The sequence below is a fragment of the Desulfoferula mesophila genome (assembly GCF_037076455.1).
In the GTDB taxonomy this organism is placed as follows: domain Bacteria; phylum Desulfobacterota; class Desulfarculia; order Desulfarculales; family Desulfarculaceae; genus Desulfoferula; species Desulfoferula mesophila.
Genome location: NZ_AP028679.1, coordinates 51,976 through 72,500 on the forward strand (window position 1 = coordinate 51,976; position 20,525 = coordinate 72,500).

Annotated in this window: 23 protein-coding genes and 1 other RNA gene; 23 read left to right on the top strand and 1 reads right to left on the bottom strand. The window is 63.1% G+C overall.

Features of this window, described 5'->3' with window-relative positions; all coding sequences use genetic code 11:
- The first annotated feature begins 107 nt into the window (after positions 1 to 107).
- The 9 genes from AACH32_RS00225 to AACH32_RS00265 all read left to right on the top strand — a co-directional run bounded on the left by AACH32_RS00225 (position 108) and on the right by AACH32_RS00265 (position 7,494).
- Positions 108 to 542, top strand: coding sequence for a F0F1 ATP synthase subunit B family protein (locus AACH32_RS00225; RefSeq protein WP_338604094.1), 435 nt, complete (start codon positions 108 to 110; stop codon positions 540 to 542).
- Entirely contained in the window at positions 539 to 1,150 is a 612-nt protein-coding gene (gene atpF, locus AACH32_RS00230; protein WP_338604097.1) for a F0F1 ATP synthase subunit B, read from the top strand. The genes AACH32_RS00225 and atpF overlap by 4 nt, the downstream gene beginning before the upstream one ends.
- On the top strand, positions 1,147 to 1,698 hold the full coding sequence (atpH, locus tag AACH32_RS00235; protein ID WP_338604099.1) for an ATP synthase F1 subunit delta: 552 nt from the start codon (positions 1,147 to 1,149) through the stop codon (positions 1,696 to 1,698). The genes atpF and atpH overlap by 4 nt, the downstream gene beginning before the upstream one ends.
- Entirely contained in the window at positions 1,698 to 3,212 is a 1,515-nt protein-coding gene (gene atpA, locus AACH32_RS00240; RefSeq protein ID WP_338604102.1) for a F0F1 ATP synthase subunit alpha, read from the top strand. Before atpH ends, atpA begins: the two co-directional genes overlap by 1 nt.
- Positions 3,213 to 3,224: 12 nt before the next feature.
- Complete coding sequence (gene atpG, locus AACH32_RS00245) at positions 3,225 to 4,097, top strand: ATP synthase F1 subunit gamma (protein WP_338604104.1); 873 nt, start codon at positions 3,225 to 3,227, stop codon at positions 4,095 to 4,097.
- Positions 4,098 to 4,145: 48 nt separating this feature from the next.
- A complete protein-coding gene (atpD, locus tag AACH32_RS00250) occupies positions 4,146 to 5,567 on the top strand; it encodes a F0F1 ATP synthase subunit beta (RefSeq protein ID WP_338604106.1) in 1,422 nt (473 codons plus the stop codon).
- A 23-nt stretch (positions 5,568 to 5,590) separates the two neighbouring features.
- Positions 5,591 to 6,010, top strand: coding sequence for a F0F1 ATP synthase subunit epsilon (locus AACH32_RS00255; RefSeq protein ID WP_338604108.1), 420 nt, complete (start codon positions 5,591 to 5,593; stop codon positions 6,008 to 6,010).
- 190 nt (positions 6,011 to 6,200) lie between these two features.
- Entirely contained in the window at positions 6,201 to 6,761 is a 561-nt protein-coding gene (locus AACH32_RS00260) for a hypothetical protein (protein ID WP_338604110.1), read from the top strand.
- A gap of 85 nt (positions 6,762 to 6,846) precedes the next feature.
- The gene (locus AACH32_RS00265; protein WP_338604113.1) at positions 6,847 to 7,494 is read left to right on the top strand and encodes a flavodoxin family protein; all 648 of its coding nucleotides are present in this window, start codon (positions 6,847 to 6,849) and stop codon (positions 7,492 to 7,494) included.
- A gap of 81 nt (positions 7,495 to 7,575) precedes the next feature.
- Here the strand turns inward: AACH32_RS00265 and AACH32_RS00270 are convergent, their stop codons facing one another.
- Positions 7,576 to 8,022, bottom strand: a complete 447-nt coding sequence (locus AACH32_RS00270; RefSeq protein ID WP_338604116.1) for a pyridoxamine 5'-phosphate oxidase family protein — start codon at positions 8,020 to 8,022, stop codon at positions 7,576 to 7,578.
- 167 nt (positions 8,023 to 8,189) lie between these two features.
- Between AACH32_RS00270 and AACH32_RS00275 the strand changes: the two genes are divergently transcribed.
- The 14 genes from AACH32_RS00275 (at position 8,190) to AACH32_RS00340 (ending at position 20,368) form a co-directional block, all read left to right on the top strand.
- Positions 8,190 to 8,513, top strand: coding sequence for a winged helix-turn-helix transcriptional regulator (locus tag AACH32_RS00275; protein WP_338604119.1), 324 nt, complete (start codon positions 8,190 to 8,192; stop codon positions 8,511 to 8,513).
- A gap of 105 nt (positions 8,514 to 8,618) precedes the next feature.
- Positions 8,619 to 9,428, top strand: a complete 810-nt coding sequence (locus tag AACH32_RS00280) for a 4Fe-4S binding protein (protein WP_338604122.1) — start codon at positions 8,619 to 8,621, stop codon at positions 9,426 to 9,428.
- Between the two features lie 77 nt (positions 9,429 to 9,505).
- Positions 9,506 to 10,270, top strand: a complete 765-nt coding sequence (locus AACH32_RS00285) for an NTP transferase domain-containing protein (RefSeq protein ID WP_338604125.1) — start codon at positions 9,506 to 9,508, stop codon at positions 10,268 to 10,270.
- Positions 10,271 to 10,284: 14 nt separating this feature from the next.
- Positions 10,285 to 12,123, top strand: a complete 1,839-nt coding sequence (glmS, locus tag AACH32_RS00290; protein WP_338604128.1) for a glutamine--fructose-6-phosphate transaminase (isomerizing) — start codon at positions 10,285 to 10,287, stop codon at positions 12,121 to 12,123.
- 87 nt (positions 12,124 to 12,210) lie between these two features.
- Positions 12,211 to 12,429, top strand: a complete 219-nt coding sequence (gene zapB, locus AACH32_RS00295; RefSeq protein ID WP_338604131.1) for a cell division protein ZapB — start codon at positions 12,211 to 12,213, stop codon at positions 12,427 to 12,429.
- Positions 12,430 to 12,445: 16 nt separating this feature from the next.
- On the top strand, positions 12,446 to 12,727 hold the full coding sequence (locus AACH32_RS00300; RefSeq protein ID WP_338604134.1) for a cell division protein ZapA: 282 nt from the start codon (positions 12,446 to 12,448) through the stop codon (positions 12,725 to 12,727).
- A non-coding RNA gene (ssrS, locus tag AACH32_RS00305) (6S RNA) lies at positions 12,728 to 12,913 on the top strand. It abuts the gene before it with no gap.
- Between the two features lie 213 nt (positions 12,914 to 13,126).
- Positions 13,127 to 14,689: a ribonuclease Y gene (rny, locus tag AACH32_RS00310; RefSeq protein ID WP_338604137.1), complete on the top strand. Its 1,563-nt coding sequence runs from the start codon at positions 13,127 to 13,129 to the stop codon at positions 14,687 to 14,689.
- 80 nt (positions 14,690 to 14,769) lie between these two features.
- Positions 14,770 to 15,573: a TIGR00282 family metallophosphoesterase gene (locus tag AACH32_RS00315; protein WP_338604140.1), complete on the top strand. Its 804-nt coding sequence runs from the start codon at positions 14,770 to 14,772 to the stop codon at positions 15,571 to 15,573.
- Positions 15,574 to 15,673: 100 nt separating this feature from the next.
- Positions 15,674 to 16,408 carry a hypothetical protein gene (locus AACH32_RS00320; RefSeq protein WP_338604143.1) on the top strand — a complete coding sequence of 245 codons (735 nt, stop codon included), beginning with the start codon at positions 15,674 to 15,676 and terminating at the stop codon, positions 16,406 to 16,408.
- 349 nt (positions 16,409 to 16,757) lie between these two features.
- Positions 16,758 to 16,934: a hypothetical protein gene (locus AACH32_RS00325; RefSeq protein ID WP_338604146.1), complete on the top strand. Its 177-nt coding sequence runs from the start codon at positions 16,758 to 16,760 to the stop codon at positions 16,932 to 16,934.
- A gap of 511 nt (positions 16,935 to 17,445) precedes the next feature.
- On the top strand, positions 17,446 to 18,120 hold the full coding sequence (locus AACH32_RS00330; RefSeq protein WP_338604148.1) for a hypothetical protein: 675 nt from the start codon (positions 17,446 to 17,448) through the stop codon (positions 18,118 to 18,120).
- A 533-nt stretch (positions 18,121 to 18,653) separates the two neighbouring features.
- Positions 18,654 to 19,880, top strand: coding sequence for a tyrosine--tRNA ligase (tyrS, locus tag AACH32_RS00335; RefSeq protein WP_338604151.1), 1,227 nt, complete (start codon positions 18,654 to 18,656; stop codon positions 19,878 to 19,880).
- Between the two features lie 122 nt (positions 19,881 to 20,002).
- A complete protein-coding gene (locus AACH32_RS00340) occupies positions 20,003 to 20,368 on the top strand; it encodes a DUF4282 domain-containing protein (RefSeq protein ID WP_338604153.1) in 366 nt (121 codons plus the stop codon).
- The last annotated feature ends 157 nt before the right edge of the window (positions 20,369 to 20,525 follow it).

The following is a 20,525-nucleotide window of genomic DNA, read 5'->3' on the forward strand; positions in this document are numbered from 1 at the left end:
AACCTGGCTATTTTCAAATAAATTTTTTCGCAAACAGGGTTGTTGGAAGCACAATTCCGGAAAGGCCGCCAAGCCTTTCACCCTAGGTGCGGGAGCACAAAGGTCTTATGGTCAGCATTGACATAGACGCTTCTTTATTTTGGCAGATCGGCAACTTTTTGTTGCTGCTCGTGGCCCTCAACTACCTGCTTTATCGCCCCATTCGGGGCATCCTCCGCCAGCGGGCGGAAAAGGTGGCCCAGCTCAACGGCGACATCACCTCTTCCGAGGAGGGCGCCAAGGCCAAGGCCGCCGAGTTGGAGGCCAACCTGGTGCAGGCCAGGCGGGACGGGGCCGAAGTGCGCGAAGAGATAAAGAACCAGGGCCACGGCACCGAGCGGGAGATCATCGACGCGGCCACCGCGGAGATGGAACAAACCGTGGCCAATGTCCGCGAGGAGATCGTGGGCGAGATCGGCCAGGCGCGCCAGGATCTCAAGGGCCAGGTGCAGTCCTTTGGGCAGGAGCTGGCCCAAAAGCTTTTGGGGAGGAGCCTGCAATGAGATTAGCCCGAAAGATGCTGCCTCCCCTGTGTGCGCTGGCCCTGGTCGCCTTGGGCGCCGGGCTGGCCCTGGCCTCCGGCGGAGGCGAGGGGGCGGCCGCCCACGGCGGCGGCGGCATCAGCGACAGCCAGATGTGGGACTTCATCTACCGGATCATGAACTTCGTGGTCCTGGTGGCCGTGTTGGTGGTGGTGCTCAGGAAGCCCCTCAAGAGCGGACTGGGTTCGCGGGTCGAGCAGATCAAGAGCGAGCTGGAGGAGCTGGAAGCCAAGCGCGAGGAGGCCCGCCGGGCCTACGCGCTCATGGAACAGCGCCTGGCCGACGCCGCCGGCGAGCACGATAAGATTTTGGCCGAGTTCCGGGCCATGGGCGAGAAGGAGAAGGCGGCCATCATCGCCGGCGCCGAGTCCACCGCCCAGCGCATCAAGGAGCAGGCCAGTTTCACCATTGAGCAGGAAACCGCCCAGGCCAAGGCCGAGCTGCGCCGCGAAGTGGCCGAGATGAGCGCCACGCTGGCCGAGGACCTGCTCAAGGAAAAGATCAACTCCGAAGACCAGACTCGCCTGGTGGATGAGTACTTGGCCAAGGTTTCGCAGGAGGTACAGTGACCAGCCTCATCGTAGCCAAACGCTATGCCAGGGCCTTGCTCGAGTTGGGCAAGGAAGACGGGAACCTGGATCAATACGGAAAAGAGCTTGCCGAGGTCGCCGAGCTGTTCACCGCCTCTGGCGAGTTGGAGCAGGTGTTGGCCAGCCCGGCCATCGACTTCGAGGACCGCAGCAAGCTCTTGAACACCTTTTTGGACAAGATGGGGCTCAGCCCCATTGCCAATAACTTCTTCCGTCTTTTGATGGACCGCGGACGCATCGATACGGTACGCGACATCAGCCGGGTCTACACCCGCTTGCTCGACGAGGAGAAGGGTATCACCAGGGCCGAGGTTGTGGCCGCCGCCCCGCTCAACGAGGCGGAGGTCAGCCGCATCAAGGAAGTGCTCACCACGCTGGCCGGACGTGATGTCGTGTTGGAAGTCAAGGAGGATTCCAGCCTCATTGGCGGAGTCAGGGCCCAGATTGGAGACCTGGTTCTGGACGGCACCGTCAAGACGCAGCTGGAAACTTTGAAGGATTCTTTGAGAAGGGGTGATTACGCCTAATGCAGATCAGAGCCGAAGAGATAAGTCAGGTAATCCGTGAGCAGATCAAGGATTACGACAAAAAGGTAGAGGTCAGCGAGACCGGCACAGTTCTGAGCGTTGGCGACGGTATCGCCCGCGTCTACGGCGTGGAAAAAGCCATGGCCGGTGAATTGCTGGAGTTCCCCCACCAGATTCTGGGCATGGTGCTCAACCTCGAAGAGGACAACGTCGGCGTGGCTGTCATGGGCGACGTGGAGCACATCAAGGAAGGCGACCCGGTCAAGCGTACCGGCCGCATCGCCGACGTGCCCGTGGGCGACGCGGTCATCGGCCGCGTGATCGACCCGGTGGGCAACCCGCTGGACGGCAAGGGTCCCATCGCCACCGAGGAGCGCGGCCGCATCGAGGTGGTGGCCCCCGGCGTCGTGGCCCGCAAGAGCGTGCACGAGCCCATGTACACCGGTCTCAAGGCCATCGACGCCATGACCCCGGTGGGCCGCGGCCAGCGCGAGCTGGTGATCGGCGACCGCCAGATCGGCAAGACCGCCATCCTGGTGGACGCGATCATCAACCAGAAGGGCCAGGACGTTAAATGCGTCTACGTGGCCGTGGGTCAGAAGAAGTCCACCGTGGCCCAGGTCATCGACGTCCTCACCCGCAACGGGGCCATGGACTACACCTGCGTGGTCAGCGCCTGCGCCTCCGACCCCGCCACCCTGCAGTACATCGCGCCCTACTCCGGCTGCACCATCGGTGAGTACTACCGCGATCGCGGCGGCCACGCCCTGATCTGCTACGACGACCTCAGCAAGCAGGCCGTGGCCTACCGCCAGATTTCCCTGCTGCTGCGGCGTCCTCCGGGACGCGAGGCCTATCCCGGCGACATTTTCTACAACCACTCCCGCCTGCTGGAGCGCGCGGCCAAGCTCAGCGACGATCTGGGGGCTGGCTCCCTCACCGCCCTGCCGGTGATCGAGACCCAGGCCGGCGACGTGTCGGCCTACATCCCCACCAACGTGATCTCCATCACCGACGGCCAGATCTACCTGGAGCCCGGCCTGTTCTACTCCGGCGTGCGCCCGGCCATCAACGTCGGCCTGTCGGTCAGCCGCGTGGGCGGCGCCGCCCAGGTGAAGGCCATGAAACAGGTGGCCGGTACCCTGCGCCTGGACCTGGCCCAGTTCCGCGAGCTGGAGGCCTTCGCCCAGTTCGGCAGCGACCTGGACAAATCCACCCAGGCCCAGCTCAACCGGGGCTTCCGCATGGTGGAAATTCTCAAGCAGCCCCAGTATCAGCCGCTGCCCATGGTCAAGCAGGTCACTATCCTGTTCGCCGGCACCCGCGGCTTCCTGGACAAGTTCGAGGTCGGCCAACTGGCCGACTACGAGGCTCAGCTCTACGACTTCATGGAGGCCAAGCACCCAGAGGTGTTCGCCGAACTGGAAGAGAAGAAAGCCTTTGACGACGAGCTTGACGGCAAGATGAAGGCGGCGCTCACCGAGTTCGCCGACGTTTTCCAGCCTAAGCAGTAAAGAAGGGCAGCCATGGCGGCACTTCGCGACATCCAAAATAAAATCGCGGCGGTCAAAAAGACTCGCCAGATCACCCGGGCCATGAACATGGTGGCCGCGGCCAGGCTGCGCCAGGTGCAGGAACGCACCGAGCGCTTTAGGCCCTACGCCTCCAAGTTCTCCGAGGTGTTAAGCAGCCTGAGCGAGGGTATCGACCCCGAGAGCCACCCCCTTCTGGCCCAGCCGGAACAGGTGGACCGGGTGGCCGTGATCCTCATCACCGCCGACCGCGGTCTGTGCGGCTCGTTCAACATGAACATGATCCTCAAGGCCCAAAAATTCCTCACCGAGCAAAAGAGCGAGGGCCGCGAGGTATCCCTGTACGGGGTGGGCCGCAAGGGCATCGAGTACTTCACCCGGCGCAAGGTGGAGTTCGCCGAAAAGCTCCCCGGAGCCATGAACGTGGTGGACTTCGATCTGGCCACCCAGGTGGCCCGCATGGGCCTCAACGCCTTCCTGTCGGGCGAGGTGCAAGAGGTCTACCTCATCTACTCGCGGTTCCAGTCCATGGCCTCTCAGGTGCCCACGGTGGAGAAGCTGTTGCCCATCAGCCCCGCCGAGGACGAGGAAGACCAGGTGGGCCAGGAATACCTCACCGAGCCTTCGGCCGAGGAGATCCTGGTGGATCTGTTGCCCCGCTACCTCAACGTGCGGGTGTACAGCGGCCTCTTGGAAACCTCCACCAGCGAAAACGCGGCCCGCATGGCAGCCATGGACAACGCCACCAAGAACTGCAAGGAATTGATTCAAAACCTGACTCTGGCCTTCAACAAGGCCCGGCAGGCGGCGATCACCGCGGAACTCATGGACATCGTCGGCGGGGCCGAGGCCCTCAAAGCCGGTTAGGGTTTATAAGTAATTAACTAACGCTTCTGGTTAGGAGGCCGGTTGGTCATGGATATCGTTAACACTGGCAAACTCACTCAGGTAATCGGGCCGGTGGTGGACGTCGAGTTCGCCGACGGCAATTTGCCCGAGATTTTTTCAGCTCTGTTGATTACCAACCCTGGAATCAACGATGAAGAGGACAACCTGGTGGTCGAGGTGGCGCTGCACTTGGGCGACAACATCGTCCGCTGCATCGCCATGGACGTCACCGAGGGACTCACCCGCGGCCTGACCGTGAAAAACACCGGTCAGCCCATCATGATGCCCGTGGGCGACGAGACCCTGGGCCGCGTGCTCAACGTGGTGGGCCGCCCCGTGGACGGCCTGGGCCCCATCGACGCCAAGATGTACTACCCCATCCACCGCCCGGCCCCCAGCCTGGTGGACCAGGACACCACGGTCAACGTGTTGGAGACCGGCGTGAAGGTTATCGACCTTCTGGTGCCCTTCCCCCGCGGCGGCAAGATGGGCATGTTCGGCGGCGCCGGCGTGGGCAAGACCGTCATCATGATGGAAATGATCCACAACATCGCCATGCAGCACGGCGGCATCTCGGTGTTCGCCGGCGTGGGCGAGCGCACCCGTGAGGGCAACGACCTCTACCACGAGATGAAGGACTCCGGGGTTATCGACAAGGCCGCTCTGATCTACGGCCAGATGACCGAGCCTCCGGGGGCCCGCGCCCGCGTGGCCATCTCCGCCCTTACCGCGGCCGAGTATTACCGCGATGAGCAGGGCCAGGACGTGCTGTTGTTCATCGACAACATCTTCCGCTTCACCCAGGCGGGCTCCGAGGTCTCGGCGCTCTTGGGCCGCATGCCCTCCGCCGTGGGTTATCAGCCCACCCTGGGTACCGACCTGGGCGAGCTGCAGGAGCGCATCACCTCCACCACCAAGGGGTCCATCACCTCGGTGCAGTGCGTGTACGTGCCCGCCGACGACCTCACCGACCCGGCGCCGGCCACCACCTTCGCCCACTTGGACGGAACCGTGGTGCTCTCGCGTCAGATCGCCGAGCTGGGCATCTACCCCGCGGTGGACCCGCTGGACTCCACCAGCCGCATCCTCGACCCCAACTACCTGGGCGAGGAGCACTACCTGACCGCCCGCCAGGTGCAGATGATCCTGCAGAAGTACAAGGACCTGCAGGACATCATCGCCATCCTGGGCATGGACGAGTTGGCCGAGGACGACAAGCTGACCGTGGCCCGCGCCCGGCGCATCCAGCGTTTCCTCTCCCAGCCCTTCCACGTGGCCGAGACCTTCACCGGCACCCCGGGCAAGTACGTGAAGCTGGAGGACACCATCCGCGGCTTCAAGGAGATCGTGGACGGCAAGCACGACGACCTTCCCGAGCAGGCCTTCTATATGGTCGGCGGCATCGAGGAAGCCCAGGAGCGCGCCGCCCAGTTGAAGGGCGACGACTAGCCTAGCGAGGGGATAAGCAACCCATGGCCAACAAGATACTGCTGGAAGTGGTCACCCCGGACAAGCTGTTGTTGTCCAAGGAAGTGGACGTGGTGGTGGCCACCGGCGTGGACGGCGAGTTCGGCGTGCTGCACGGCCACGTACCTTTCCTGGCCTCCCTGGCCATTGGGGAGATGCGCTTCAAGGACGGCAACGACACCGAATACGCGGCCATCGCCGGCGGGTTCGCCGAGGTGACCGGGGAAAAGGTGACCATCCTGGCCGAAGCGGCCGAGCTGGCCCGGGAAATCGACATCGACCGGGCCCAGCGGGCCCGTGAGCGGGCCCAACAGCGCGTGGAGAAATCCCGCGCCGAAGAAATGGACTATGCCAGGGCCGAAGCGTCCATGCAAAGGGCCATCATGCGCCTGAAGGTGGCCGGCCGCACGGGCGGCTTGGGCTAGCCCAGACCCGAATCCATACCGACCGAAGACGGCCACCCCGCAAAGGGGTGGCCGTTTTTTGTCGCCGGTGTGGGGATGGAGAGGGATCTGAAATTTTGCTCCGGAGGCATGCCGGGCGGGGCCGGTATAGGCTAGAATTCAATTAGAGGTGTTACGAGGTTGCTGCAACTAACTTGGGGAGATAGACAGCATGGGTATCCTGAAGCTGTTGTTGGCTTTCGCGCCCTGGCTAGCGTTTCTTTTCATCGCCCACGGGAGCCTGTTGCGCTTGAAGATCGGCCTGGTGGTGGCCCTGGCCTTGAGCGTGGTGATGGGCGTGACCCGGCTGCACCGGGGGGTTATCCTCTGGGTGGGCCTGGTTTTCTTCAGCTTCGGCATGCTGATTGTCTTTGTCTTTCAGGACATGTGGACCGTGCGCCACATGGGGGTCTTGGCTTCCGGAGCCCTGGCCCTGGGTTCCTGGCTTTCCGTGGTCCTGTTGAGGCCCTTCACCCTGGACTACGCAAAGGAGCATACCGACCCCTCCCTCTGGAATGACCCCGTCTTCATGCGCACCAATATGCTGCTGACTTCCCTCTGGGCCGCGGTGTTCAGCCTCAACGCCTTGCTGGCCTGGGGAAAGATGAGTCAATTCATGCTGGGCGAGGTGACCTATGAAATAGCCTCCTACGCCCTTTTGGTGGGCATGGCGTTTTTTACCAACTGGTACCCGGCGCATGTCAGACGCGTCCAAGCGAGGCCCAGGCCCTGAAAAAAGGCCGTCTCCCCGCCGGAGGGTTGGCGCATTTGCCGGCCGCGAGAAAATTTGGTTTGTTGAAACGACTCGGAGGAGGGTCATGAAGATGATGGCCATGAACGGCAGCCCGCGCAAGAAGGGCTGGAACACGGTGAGCATGCTGGAGAGCATGCTGGAAGGCGCCCGCTCCGCCGGGGCGGAGACCGAGCTGGTCCAGCTATACGACCTGACCTTCTCCGGCTGCATAAGCTGCTTTTCCTGCAAAAGGCTGGAGCGCAAGCAGGACGGGGTCTGCGCGATACAAGACGATCTGACCCCGGTGCTGGCCGCCATCCGCGAGAGCTGCGACGCCCTGGTGGTGGGCACTCCGGTCTACTACGGCTGCGAGACCGCCGGCACCCGCGCCTTTTTGGAGCGCCTGTGCTTTCCCAACGGCAAGTACGACCTGCAAAGGTCTTCCCTGTTCCCGCGGCGCATCAACACGGCCCTGATCTACACCATGAACGTGAGCGAGGCGCGGATCGCGGAGATGGGCTACGCCACGGGCTTCGAGCGGACCAGGTCCATGCTGGACCGGCACCTGGGCCCCTGCGAGTTGCTTTTGGCCACCGACACCCTGCAGTATGCCGATTACACCTGCTACGAGAGCGAGATTTTTGACGAGGCGGCCAAGCGCCGGCGCCACGAGGAGGTGTTCCCCCAGGACCTTCGCAAGGCCTTTGAGCTAGGAGTGCGCCTGGTGGCGTGAGGGCCGGCGCACCCCTATCCGCCAAGCGCCACGGGCGTCCCGCCATCGGGACGCCCGTGCGCTTTCCCCAGAATTCCCCGCCTAGTACTCCACCAGGTCCTTGTGGCCGAAGCCCTTGGAGTAGTCGAGAAAATAGGCCCGCACCGGCCCGATCTTGAACACGATGTGCTGCTCGCTGGGGGTGATGGTGGCGCTCTCGCCGAACTTGGCGGCGTAGAGCGCGTTGGCCCGGGCGATCTCCTGGGCGTCGGTCACCTGGCCGGCCACGCCCTCCATCTGCACCCCGGTGATCTCCGTGAAGGCGGCGTACTGGTCCTGATCCACCACGTAGGCCACCTGGGGGTTGGCCAGCATGTTGGCCGCCTTGCGGGTGTCCTGGCGGGTGCCGAAGTAGACCGTGGCCCCCTGGGCGGCAAAGGCCACGGTGTGGGCCTGGGGCGCTCCCTGGGCGGTTACGGTGGCCAGGTTGATGAAGGGATGGCTGCCCAGGTACTGGGCGATTTGCTCTTTGATCTCATTTTGGCTCATGGCGTTTCTCCTTGCTTGATGGCCGCTGACGGCGTTTTGGGGTATATTGTTGGGCAAAAGGGAGTTTTGGCAAGTAGACACCTAAAAGTCACATAACAACCTTTTGGTAAGAATTGCGTAGTTACAAGGTGATAGGCCAAAATAAAAATTGCGGCCCTGGCTGCCCGGTGGAAAAAACCCTGGCCCTCATCGGCAGCAAGTGGAAGGTGCTCATCCTCCGGGAGCTTTCTTCGGGGCTCAAGCGCTTCGGGGAACTGCACCGGGGGATGGGCGGCATCAGCCAAAAGATGCTCACCCAGCAGTTGCGCCAAATGGAGGCCGACGGGCTGGTGCGGCGCCGGGCCTATGCCGAGGTGCCCCCCCGGGTGGAGTATTCCCTCACCGCCACCGGCCGCAGCCTGGAGCCGGTGCTGGCGGCCGTGGCCCAGTGGGGCCAGCGCTATCTGGACACCCAGGGCCACCCCGAACGGTCCGGGGAGAACCCGGCCTAGGATCGCCGCGCCCCCGGGCGGGCCGGTCATTGACGCGGGTAGCTGGACCGGCTACCATGCCCGCGTGCTTGGTGCTGTATTTGACCTTAGCGGGAGAAGGCGATCATGGAAGTCAAGCGGGTAAAGCTCATCTATTTCTCACCCACCAAGACCACCCAAAAGGTGTTGGAAAGCATAGCCAAGGGCATCGGGGCCCAGGACGTCGAGCATTTCGATCTGACCCTGCCGGAGGGAGCCGGCCAGACCATCACGCCCTTTAGCGAGGGTGATCTGGTGATCCTGGGGGCGCCGGTTTACGGCGGCCGCCTGCCCGTCGTGGCCATCGAGCGCTTTGAGCGGATCAAGGCCGCCGGCACCCTGGCGGTTCCCGTGGTGCTCTACGGCAACCGGGAGTTCGAAGACGCCCTGCTGGAGCTGAAGAACCTGGCCCTCGAGCTGGGCTTCCAGCCGGTGGCCGGCGGCGCTTTCGTCGGGGAGCATTCCTTCGAAACCGAGGACTCCCCCATCGCCCACGGACGCCCGGACGGCCAGGACGCGCAAAAGGCCGTGGATTTCGGGGCCAAGATCAAGGACAAGGTCGCGGCCCTGGCCTCGCCCCAGGCGCTGGGGGAGCTGGAAATTCCCGGCAGGTTCCCCTATGAAGGCGGAGCGATGGCCATGTCCATCTCGCCGGTCAGCCTGGAGGAAGCCTGCACGCTTTGCGGCACCTGCGCCACCGTGTGCCCCACCGCGGCCATCACCGTCGAGGACAGCGTGGTCACCGAGGTCGAGTTGTGCATCCGCTGCAGCGCCTGCATAAAAAACTGTCCCACCGGGGCCCGGGTTTGGGAAGACGCCAGGGTGTTGAAAATGATCGACTGGTTGCATGACAACTGCGGCGCCCGCAAGGAGCCGCGGGTTTTCGGAGTCGGTTAGATTTCGGGTGTTTTCCTTTGGTTCCAACCCACCCAGGCCCTTGCTTAAGCGCCCTTGACGCCATACCATAGGCTGTTATGAACGATACGAAAAATCAGCTGGCGGTGGTGGTGTTGGCGGCGGGCAAGGGCACGCGCATGCACTCCGAGCTGCCCAAGGTTTTGCACCCCCTGGCGGGCCGCCCCATGATCGACTGGGTGGCCGACCTGGCCCAGAAGATGGGCGCGGCCAAGACGGTGATGGTGGTGGGCCACCGGGCCGAGCTGGTGCAGGGGCATCTGGCCGGGCGCCCCGGCCTGGCCTTTGCCCTGCAACAGTCCCAGCGGGGCACCGGCCACGCGGTGATGGCCGCCGCGCCGGAGCTCAAGGGCTTTGCGGGCCAGGTGCTCATCCTCTATGGCGACGTGCCCGGCCTGCGCCCCTCCACCGTGCGCGATCTCTTGGAGCGGCAAACGGCCCAGGGTGACGACCTGACCGTGTTGGCCATGGAGCTGGACCCGCACCCGGCCTACGGGCGGCTGGTGCTGGACTGTGCGGGCCGCCTGGAGCGCATCGTGGAAGAGCGCGACGCCACCCCGGCGCAAAAGGCCATAACCCTGGTAAACTCGGGTATCTACGTGTTTCGCGGGGAGCCGCTGTGGGAGTGCCTGCCTCTGCTGAACACCGACAACGACCAGGGCGAGTATTACCTGACCGACCTGGTGGCGCTTTTTATCGAGCGGGGATACCGGGTGGGATATGCCCTGGCCCCGGAGCCCCTGGAGCTGCAAGGCATCAACTCTCCGGAGGATCTGGCCCTGCTGGAAGGGCGCTGGGCGGCTAACGGCGGCAAAGAGGACTGAGAGGGACTAAGCACATGTGCGGCATCATCGGCTACTTGGGTCCGCAAGACGCGGTGGGGGTCATCATGGACGGCCTGGCCCGGCTGGAGTACCGGGGCTATGACAGCGCCGGCCTGGTCGTGGTCGACCCGCAAGGCGAGTTCGCGGTGCGCCGGGCCCAGGGCAAGCTGGCCAACCTGGCGGCCAAGCTGGTCGAGCGCCCGGTGAGCGGCACCTTGGGCATGGGCCACACCCGCTGGGCCACCCACGGCCGCCCCAGCGAGACCAACGCCCACCCCCACCTGGCCGGCGAGGTTGCGGTGGTGCACAACGGCATCATCGAGAACTATCTGGAGCTCAAGAACGAACTGGCCCAGGCGGGGCATGAGTTTTCTTCCGAGACCGACACCGAGATCGCGGCCCATTTGGTAAGCCAGCAGTTCAAGGAGGGGGCCACGGACCTGGAGGACGCGGTGCGCCGGGCCCTGGGGCGCATCCGGGGCTCCTACGCCCTGGTCATCCTGGACCGCCGCTTCCCGGACCAGATAATCGGGGCGCGCAAGGATTCGCCCCTGGTGCTGGGCCTGGGCCAGGAGGGGGAATATTTCCTGGCCTCGGACGTGCCCGCCTTCTTGGCCCACACCAACCGGGTGGTGTTCTTGAACGACGGCGACCTGGTGGTGATCAAGGGCGGCTCCTACCAGATCAGCGATCTGGCGGGCAATCCCCAACAGCGCCAAGAGACCACCATCTCCTGGTCCCCGGCCATGGCCGAAAAGGCCGGGTACAAGCATTTCATGCAAAAGGAGATCTTCGAGCAGCCCCGGGCCCTGGTGGACACCCTGGCCGGGCGGGTCAAGGCGGGCGAGGCCGAGGTGTTTTTGCCCGATCTGGGTCTGGATGCGGAGGCCCTGAAAAAGGTGCGCCGCCTGGTGCTGTTGGCCTGCGGCACCAGCTGGCACGCCGCCCTGGTGGGCAAGTTCTGGCTGGAGGGGCTGGCCAAGGTGCCCACCGAGGTGGATTTGGGCAGCGAGTTCCGTTACCGCGACCCCCTGGTGGGGCCGGGCGACCTGGTGGTGGCCATCAGCCAGTCCGGCGAGACCGCCGACACCCTGGCCGCGGTGCGCGAGGCCACGGCCAAGGGGGCTCAGGCGGTGGCGGTGTGCAACGTGGTGGGCTCCACCCTCACCCGCGAGGCGGCGGGGGTGATCTATACCCACGCCGGACCGGAGATCGGGGTGGCCTCCACCAAGGCCTTCACCACCCAGCTGGTGGTGCTGTTTCTCTTGGCCCTGCACCTGGGGCGGGTGCGCGGCACGCTGGGCGACGAGCGGGCCCGCGCGCTGGTGGAAGACCTGGTGCAGCTTCCCGGCCTGCTGGGCCAGGCCCTGGAGCGCGAGGCCGAGGTGGTGGCGGTGGCCGAGCGCTTCGCCCAGGCCCAGGACTTCTTGTTCCTGGGCCGGGGGCTCTGCTACCCCATCGCCCTGGAAGGCGCCCTGAAGCTCAAGGAGATCAGCTACATCCACGCCGAGGGCTATCCCGCGGGGGAGATGAAGCACGGGCCCATCGCCTTGATCGACCAGGAGATGCCGGTGGTGGTCTTGGCCAACCACAACGAAGTGTTGGAAAAGGTGCTCTCCAACATGGAGGAGGTCAAGGCTCGTCAGGGAATCTTGATCGCGGTGACCGAGTCCGACAACACGGCGGCGTGTTCCCAGGCAGAGATGGTGATCGGCGTGCCGCCCTGTCCCTCCCTGTTGGCCCCCATAATGCTCACCGTGCCTTTGCAGCTTTTGGCTTACCATGTGGCGGTATTGCGCGGCACCGACGTGGATCAGCCGCGAAATCTGGCCAAAAGCGTTACCGTGGAATGATGGCTAGTGCGCTAGTGATGATTATGCGCTTGACCTGGAACCGCCCATCCCCTAGATTTGGATATGGCAGAAAAGGTAAAGGAAGCTATGGACCTTAGCGTATTCAACCAGCTTGAGCAACGGGTGGAGGAGCTCTTGGCGCGTCTCAGGGACGTGGGCCAGGAGAACGCCGAATTGCGCAACCGGTTGGAGGAAAAAGACAGAGAGTTGTCCGAGATGATGGAGCTGGCCAGCGAGGCCGAGGCCGAGCGCAACCAGATCCGCCAAAAGGTGGAACAGCTCCTGGGCAAGCTGGAGACTCTCTGATTGGGTCGGAGTAAGGTTGGCCAAGCCAATCACCGTGGAAATATTGGGCAACGAGTACGTGCTTCGCTCCGAGGCGGGCGAGGAGAGGGTGCGCCAAGTGGCGGAGCTCTTGAATCAACGCCTGGAAGAAGTCATGGCGGCCAACAGAACCAGCTCCACCCTTTCCGCGGCGGTATTGGCCGCCCTTAACATAACTAATGAACTCCTGCATTTACGAGATCAGCAGGAGAAACTGTTCCAGGAGATCGAGGCTAAAACCGAAAGGCTCCTCCTTTTGATCGAGGAGCAGAAAGCTTAGGTGCCCCTGCCCTGCCCGTGTACAGGCGGAACAAGCATTTTGAGCCAACACTCACTTTAAGGGGCCGAATGCCACTGAGTCGGCGGGGTGGATCTCCCACGGGAGAACCCGAACGCTGCGTATGCCCGGCCCACCTGTTTAGGCAGGTTCAAAAAGTGACCGCTCCACGGCAGTGGCGGGGGTACCGTTTAACTAAGCCGGCAGGAAGCTGCTGATAATGAGCCCTGTGTCGTCCAAGCGCCGAAACCAACCGCTGATCTTCGGCGGTGGCGGCTGGTGCGTCGATCGCCGCCTTCACCCCCCTGGTTGCGGGGAGGAGATACCCAGACCCTGAGCGGCGATATACAGAGGCTACGGTTTAAGCCACCGGTCTCCTTGCACAATAGATAAGGAGGCCCAATGTCTACCCCCATTGCCCTTGTCGGCATATTACTTGCCCTGCTCCTGGGGGTGGCTCTCGGCTATATCATCCGCCTCAGGTTGGCGGCCAGCCGCCTGGAATCGGTGGAGGCCCTCAGCCAAAAAATCGTGGACGAGGCCCGCCGCGAAGCCGAGACTCTGAAAAAAGAGGCCCTTCTCCAGGCCAAGGACCAGCTCTATCAGATGAAGCTGGACCTGGAGTCCGAGAGCAAGGAGCGCCGCAGCGAACTGACCCAATGGGAAAAACGCCTGGATAAGAAAGAGGAGACCTTGGATCGCAAGGCCTCCACCCTGGATTCCCGCGAAAACGAGTACCTCAAGCGCGACAGCGAACTGGTCAAGATGCGCGAGGACACCGCCGAGCGCCTGAAGGAATACGAAGGCCTGGTGACCGAGCAAAAGGCCACCCTGGAGCGCCTGGCCGGCATGACCCAGGATCAGGCCAAGGCCGAGCTGATCGCCAACATCGAATCCCAAGCCCGCCACGACAGCGCCAAGACCCTGATGCGCATCGAAGCCGAGACCAAGGAAGCGTCCCAGAAAAAGGCCCAGGAAATCCTGGGCTTGGCCTGTAAGCGCTACGCCGGCGACTATGCGGTGGAAAAGACGGTGAGCGTGGTGGCCCTGCCCAACGACGAGATGAAGGGCCGCATCATCGGCCGCGAGGGCCGCAACATCCGGGCCATCGAAGCGGCCACCGGTATCGACCTGATCATCGACGACACCCCCGAAGCGGTTATCATCAGCGGCTTCAACCCCCTGCGCCGCGAAGTGGCCCGCCGCTCCCTGGAGCGCCTCATCAGCGACGGCCGCATCCACCCCGCGCGCATCGAAGAGGTGGTCAAGAAGATCGAGACCGAGGTGGACGCCAGCGTGAAGGAGGCGGGCGAGCAGGCCACCTTCGACGTGGGCGTGCACGGTATCCATCCCGAGATCATCAAGCTAATCGGCCGGTTGAAGTACCGTTCCTCCTACGCGCAGAACGTCCTGATCCATTCCCTGGAGGTGGCCTTCCTCTGCGGCATCATGGCCAGCGAGCTGGGCCTGAACCCCCAGCAGGCCAAGCGGGCGGGGCTTTTGCACGACATCGGCAAGGCGGTGGACCACGAGATCGAAGGCCCCCACGCCGTCATCGGGGCCGACCTGGCCAAGCGCTACGGCGAAAAGCCCCACATCGTGCACGCCCTGGCCGCCCACCACGAGGACGTGGCCCCCGACAGCGTGCTGGACGTGCTGGTGCAGGCGGCCGACGCCCTGTCCGGGGCCCGCCCCGGCGCGCGCCGCGAGATGCTGGAATCCTACGTCAGGCGCCTGGAAGACCTGGAGCGCATCGCCACCGCTCACAAGGGAGTGGCCAGCGCCTACGCCATCCAGGCGGGCCGTGAGCTGCGCATCGTGTTGGAGACCGAGCGCACCAGCGACGACATGGCCCTGATGATCTCCCACGACGTGGCCCGCAAGATCGAGGAAGAGTTGACCTATCCCGGCCAGATCAAGGTTACGGTCATCCGCGAGACCCGGGCGGTGGATTACGCCAAGTAGCTGAATCGACGGGGAGCCCGGCCCAGACCGGCTCCCCTTTTCCCAACCCGGCCGGCCCGCACCAAAAGGCGGCCTTGGCCGTGGAAAGGTCCGGACCCGGCATGAACATCCTGATGGTGGGCGACGTGTTCGGCTCGCCGGGGCGCCGCTGCCTCAAGAGCCTGCTGCCCGGCCTGCGTCAGCGCCTGTCCCTGGATTTGGTGGTGGTCAACGGCGAGAACGCCTCCGGCGGCCTGGGCATTAGCACTCGGGTGGCCCAGGAGATTTTCAGCTACGGCGCGAACGTGATCACCACCGGCAACCACGTATGGCGCCAGCGCGACCTGGTGCCCCTGTTGGAAGACGAGCCCCGCCTGCTGCGCCCGGCCAACTACCCCCCCGATGCCCCCGGCAAGGGCTGGGCCCTGGCCGAGACCAAGTCCGGCCGCCGGGTGGGGGTGATCAACCTGGAGGGCCGGGTGTTCATGAATCCCCTGGAAGACCCCTTCCGGGTGGCCGACGAGATCCTGGCCGGTCCCCTGCGCAAGCTCAAGGTGATCCTGGTGGACATGCACGGCGAGGCCACCAGCGAAAAGCAGGCCCTGGGCCGCTACCTGGACGGCCGGGTCAGCGCCGTGTTGGGCACCCACACCCATGTGCCCACCGCCGACGAGCGCATCCTGACCGGGGGCACCGCCTACCAGACCGACGTGGGCTTCACCGGGCCGGTGGAATCGGTGATCGGCATGGACCCCAAGACCGCCACCCACCGCCTGCGCACCTTCCGCCCCAAGCCCTTCAAGGTGGCCGCGGGCCCGGCGGCCCTGGGCGCCACCCTGGTAAGCGTGGACCCCGAGACCGGCAAGGCCACCCGCATCGAGCGCATCTACGAGAGGCTGGATTAGCCCGCCGCAATCGCCTCCCCAAGCCAAGGGCTCCCCTGTTACACTGGGTTTAGGGGCATCGTGTACGCTCCCCGCCAACGCCCCCGCCTAGGAGGACGTGATGACGCGGTATCTTTTGGCGGCCGAGGAGCTGGTTGCCAAAGCGGAAAGTTATGAGGGCATGCGCGCGGGCATCGCCGACCTGGGGGCGGTCTTGGACGCGCCCTCCTACCGCTGCCAACCCCAAGGCCAGGCCGCCTGGCGCGACGAGCACAGCGAAAAGAGCGTAGCCTGGCTGCCCAAGGCGGCATCGTTATTGGTGCTGGCCATGCACCATCCCCGGGACCAGCCGCGCCTGGACTGGTTCGATCGCGGCAACACCGCCGGCAACCGCCGCATGCAGGAGGTTTTGGAGAGCCTGGCCGCCTGGCTGCTCCCGGCCCACAGAATCCACGCCCAGCCGCTGCCCTACCAGCCCGCGCGCGGCGGGATCTTCCTCAAGGACGCCGCCGTGCTGGCCGGTTTGGGGGTGATGGGCCAAAACAACCTGTTCCTGCACCCCCAGTGGGGGCCGCGCCTGCGCCTCCGGGCTCTGTTGATCCAGGAGCGCCTGCCCGCCGGCGAACGGCTGCGAGATTTTGAGCCTTGCCGGAGTTGCGACCAGCCCTGCTTGAGCGCCTGCTCCAGCGGGGCCCTGAAAACCGGCCGCTACCGGCGCCCCCCCTGCGCCCAGCGCCTGGAGCGCGACCGGGCCCACCCCATTGACAGCGGCCAAGGCGGCGCCTCGGGCGATCCCGTGCTGGTCACCGATTGGTGCCGAGCCTGCGAGCTGGCCTGTCCCGTGGGCCGGTATTAGCCGAGGGCCAATCCGGCATAACGCCTTTCGTTGCCCCACTACCTCGATTCGTTCTATAATGTATGAATAAGGCCCTTGGCATGGCCCAGACGGCTCACTGCCTGGGAGCCGCAGGCACAAGAAGGTGCTGCCCCGCCTTCTTGGAAGACCTTCTCAATCTTTTAGTCGCCAGCAGCAACTTTCTGCCGGCATGGCTTGTTTCTGCCATAGTTATATCTTATCGTTTTGCATCAGCTAAGGGTCTTTGAGACAATCGGTATATTTTACGGCGGTTCATTCAACTTGTTGAGACTCATAGGATTGAGAACTGACCACGGGTCAAGGGTCATGCGTAACAAGGGGGAGACCAATGAAAGTGTGGCAAAATCTCAAACGCCTGGTCAGAGGCGAGAGCGGCATCAGCTCCGTGGAGTACGCTTTGCTCCTGGCCTTTCTCGGGGCGGCCGTCGCCGTGGCGGCGGGCCTCTTGGGCGCCGCGGTGGGCAAGAAGATAACTGACACCGCCACCCAGGTTAACAAGTGGTGAGCGGCGGCATAAAGTCCGGACCGCCGGAAGCCTGAAGCCGTCACGCTTGTTTTAGAGACATAGGCCTGTTGCTCAGGTTACGCCGGGTGGCCCAGACAGCCTGCCGTCTGGGCTGCCGCAGACACAAGAAGGTTCCGCCCCGCCTTTCCATTGCCCCATAGCCAATTGCCTCAATGCGTCCCAGTGCCGGCCCCAGCCCGCCCCGCCTAGCCCATCGCCTTCGCCCCTGCCCCAGCGCTTCGCCTCTTGTCGTTGCGAGCGCAGCGAAGCAATCTCTGCCCGCAGCGGATGGCTCCGCCCTGCCCTGCTACGCCAATACAGCCATAGCCGTCACCACCAGGCCCGGCGGAGATGTCGGCGCGGGAGAGGTGTGCGGTGCGCCCGCCGGGCCGTGGCGATCTTCCGCTTCCGTTTGGGTTGGGAGGGAAAAGAAAAAGGGGTTTTAGGGTGGGTGGTGGCTGGTGTAAAGTAAGTTTATATAAAAAAATATTTTATAGGCCAAGAGTAGCGAATGCCTAAAACTACCAACATGATCGCCAGAGAGTTGGCGCGATTAAGTTCGGATTGTTCATTTCTCCTTACACACCTGATTAGAAAAAGCGATGATAAGAATAATGGAAATCCTAAAAATGTGCTTCGATCCATTCTGGGTTTGAATAATAACCCATCAAACCCGATTTTAAAGGCGTCATTGGTTGGGTGGTATGCTGCAGCGGCAAATGCAAATATTTATAACCCATTGACCGGCAAATTCGATGGTAAGCACAATTCAAGTGCAGTCTGTTTTACTGAGAGTACTCTGCCAGGTCTCAAGGCACATCGAGATATATTCGAGTCACAGTACGGGCTAGCTTTCGATAGAGACCTTCTCTTTCAACGTGGTGCTAACCCATGTCTGAATATAAGAAATTCTATTTTAAAGGAATCGATTGATCTGCCTGGTGGGAGATTTAGTAAGTCGGTTTTTAATTTCATTCCCTCTCAGTTACATCCTTTCATAAACATAATAAACGAAAGTTTTGACGCAACACACGAGCGGGAATGGCGACATGTTGGCGACATGCCATTTAAATACGAAGATGTTTTATTTGTTTTTTGTCCAGTAAAGGATTTTTCTACATTTTCGCTAGTTCAATCTGCTGGGCGCCCCGTCCTTTTTGACTTGGCATGGCTAGACCGAGTGTGACACCACCGAAGTCAAGCTACGGGGGCATCCAACGAAAAAGAGACGTACAGAAAGTATTCAGACATTAGCTAGGTGGTAATGTAGTGAAAGTGACGATTTCAGGCCAGATTGCTAAGGGCGCCGACGGCGTTTATCGTGCTCCGTCGGGTGACCCAGACAGCTTGCTGTCTGGGTGCCGCAGGCACAAGAGGTTTGCGCCCAGCCTCCCTATTGCCCCATAGCCTCTTGACTCAGCGCGGCCCCGTGCCGGACCTCTTGCCGCCTCGCTTTGCTCGGCGGCTCCGACAACAAGTTGTCGGAGCTACCCGATAGGTGGTTGTTGCTCCCCTCCCCCGCTTCGTTCTATAATGCCCCCACTATGACCACCGCCTCCCATAGCGCCCGCCGCGCCTTGTACTATTGGGGCTCCGCCCCTATCGCCTAACCATACATAAAACACGCAAATTCCGTGACAAACCCGCAGCTTCGGGTTATATCACCTTGAGCGGCCGCCAGGCCCCAACCCTCATAGTCAACATACAGAGGCTTTTACCGTGAGCGTATACGACACCTTTCTAGAGCGCGGCTACGTGGCCCAATGCACCGATGAGGTGGAGCTGAGCAAGCTTTTCAACGACGAGACGGTGCTGGGCTACATCGGCTTTGACCCCACCGCCACCAGCCTGCACGTGGGCAGCCTCATCCCCATCCTCTCCCTGGTGCACTTGCAGCGCGCCGGGCACCGGCCCATCGTGCTGGTGGGCGGGGGCACGGGCATGGTGGGCGACCCCTCGGGCAAGACCGAGATGCGCAAGATCCTCTCCCTGGAGGAGTTGGCCGCCAACGCCGAGGCCATCAAGAACCAGCTCTCCCCCTTCCTGGAGTTCGGCCCGGACAAGGCCATGATGGTCAACAACGCCGATTGGCTGGCCCCGCTGAACTACATCGAGATGCTCCGCGACGTGGGCCGCCACTTTTCGGTGAACCGCATGCTGGCCGCCGAGAGCGTCAAGCTGCGCCTGGAGACCGGGCTGAGCTTCATCGAGTTCAACTACATGATCCTGCAGGCCTACGACTTCATGCACCTGTGCAAGCACTACGGCTGCCGCTTGCAGATGGGCGGCAACGACCAGTGGGGCAACATCGTGGCCGGGGTGGACCTGACCCGGCGCATGGTGAACCAGACCGTCTACGGCCTCACCTTCCCCCTGATCACCACCAGCACCGGCCAGAAGATGGGCAAGACCCACGCGGGCACGGTGTGGCTGGACGCCGAGCGCACCAGCCCCTACGACTTCTATCAGTATTGGGTCAACACCACCGACGCCGACGTGGATCGCTTCCTCAAGCTGTTCACCTTCCTACCCCTGGATGAGGTGGAGGAGCTCTCGCGCCTGGAAGGCTCGGCCATCAACCAGGCCAAGCAGGTGCTGGCCTACGAGGTGACCAAGTTCGTGCACGGCGAGGCCGAGGCCAAGACCGCCCAGGCCGCGGCCCAGGCCGCTTTCGGCGGCGGGGCCCAGGCCGACGGCGTGCCCAGCAGCCCCATGGACAAGGCCCGCCTGGCCGAGGGCGTGCCCGCCTTCATGCTGTTCAACGAGGTGGGGTTGACCAAAAGCTCCTCCGAGGCCCGGCGGCTCATCACCCAGGGCGGGGCCTACGTGGGCGAAACGCGCATCGACGCCTTTGACCAGCCCATCACCCTGGACATGGCCGGCGACGACGGGGCCATCTGGCTGCGCGCGGGCAAGAAGAAGCACCACCGGGTGGTGCCGGAGTAATTCATACGCCCCTCCCCTTCCCTATCCGTGACAATACTGTGTCCGCCCACCGCCCCGCGCGGTGGGCGGCTTTTTTTGGGTAGAATGTGGGCAGGACTCCAACCTTTAGCGGGAGGCGTGCCGTGTCCAATTCCAACCCCAATCCCATCGCCGATTTGTTTGACTTCTCCTTCAACAAGATGGTGACCCCCAGCTACATCAAGGTGCTCTATATCCTCTTGCTGGTGGGCATCGGCGTCTACTGCCTGATGTCGATCATCACCGGCTTTGCCGCCGGCTTCGGCTACGGACTCATGGCCCTGGTGGTGGCGGCGATCGTGACCTTCATCGGCGTGATCTTCGCGCGCATCTACATGGAGGTCATCATGGTGTTCTTCCGCATCAAGGAGCTGCTGGAAGGGATGGCCCAGGGCAAGTGCGCCGCGCCTACCCCGCCTCCCGCGCCCGAGGCCCCCGACAAGCTGGGCTTCGGAGCGGGCGACATCTAAAAAGCGACCCGCCCTATCCCTCCGATATCGACGGGGCGCAACCTTAGTTGTCTACATTAAGGCGCATATTTATGCGGTAAAACATGCAGCATGTAATTACAGCTATGAATAAAGGAGAAAACATAGCATCGCGAATATGCCAGTATTTATGCGGCCT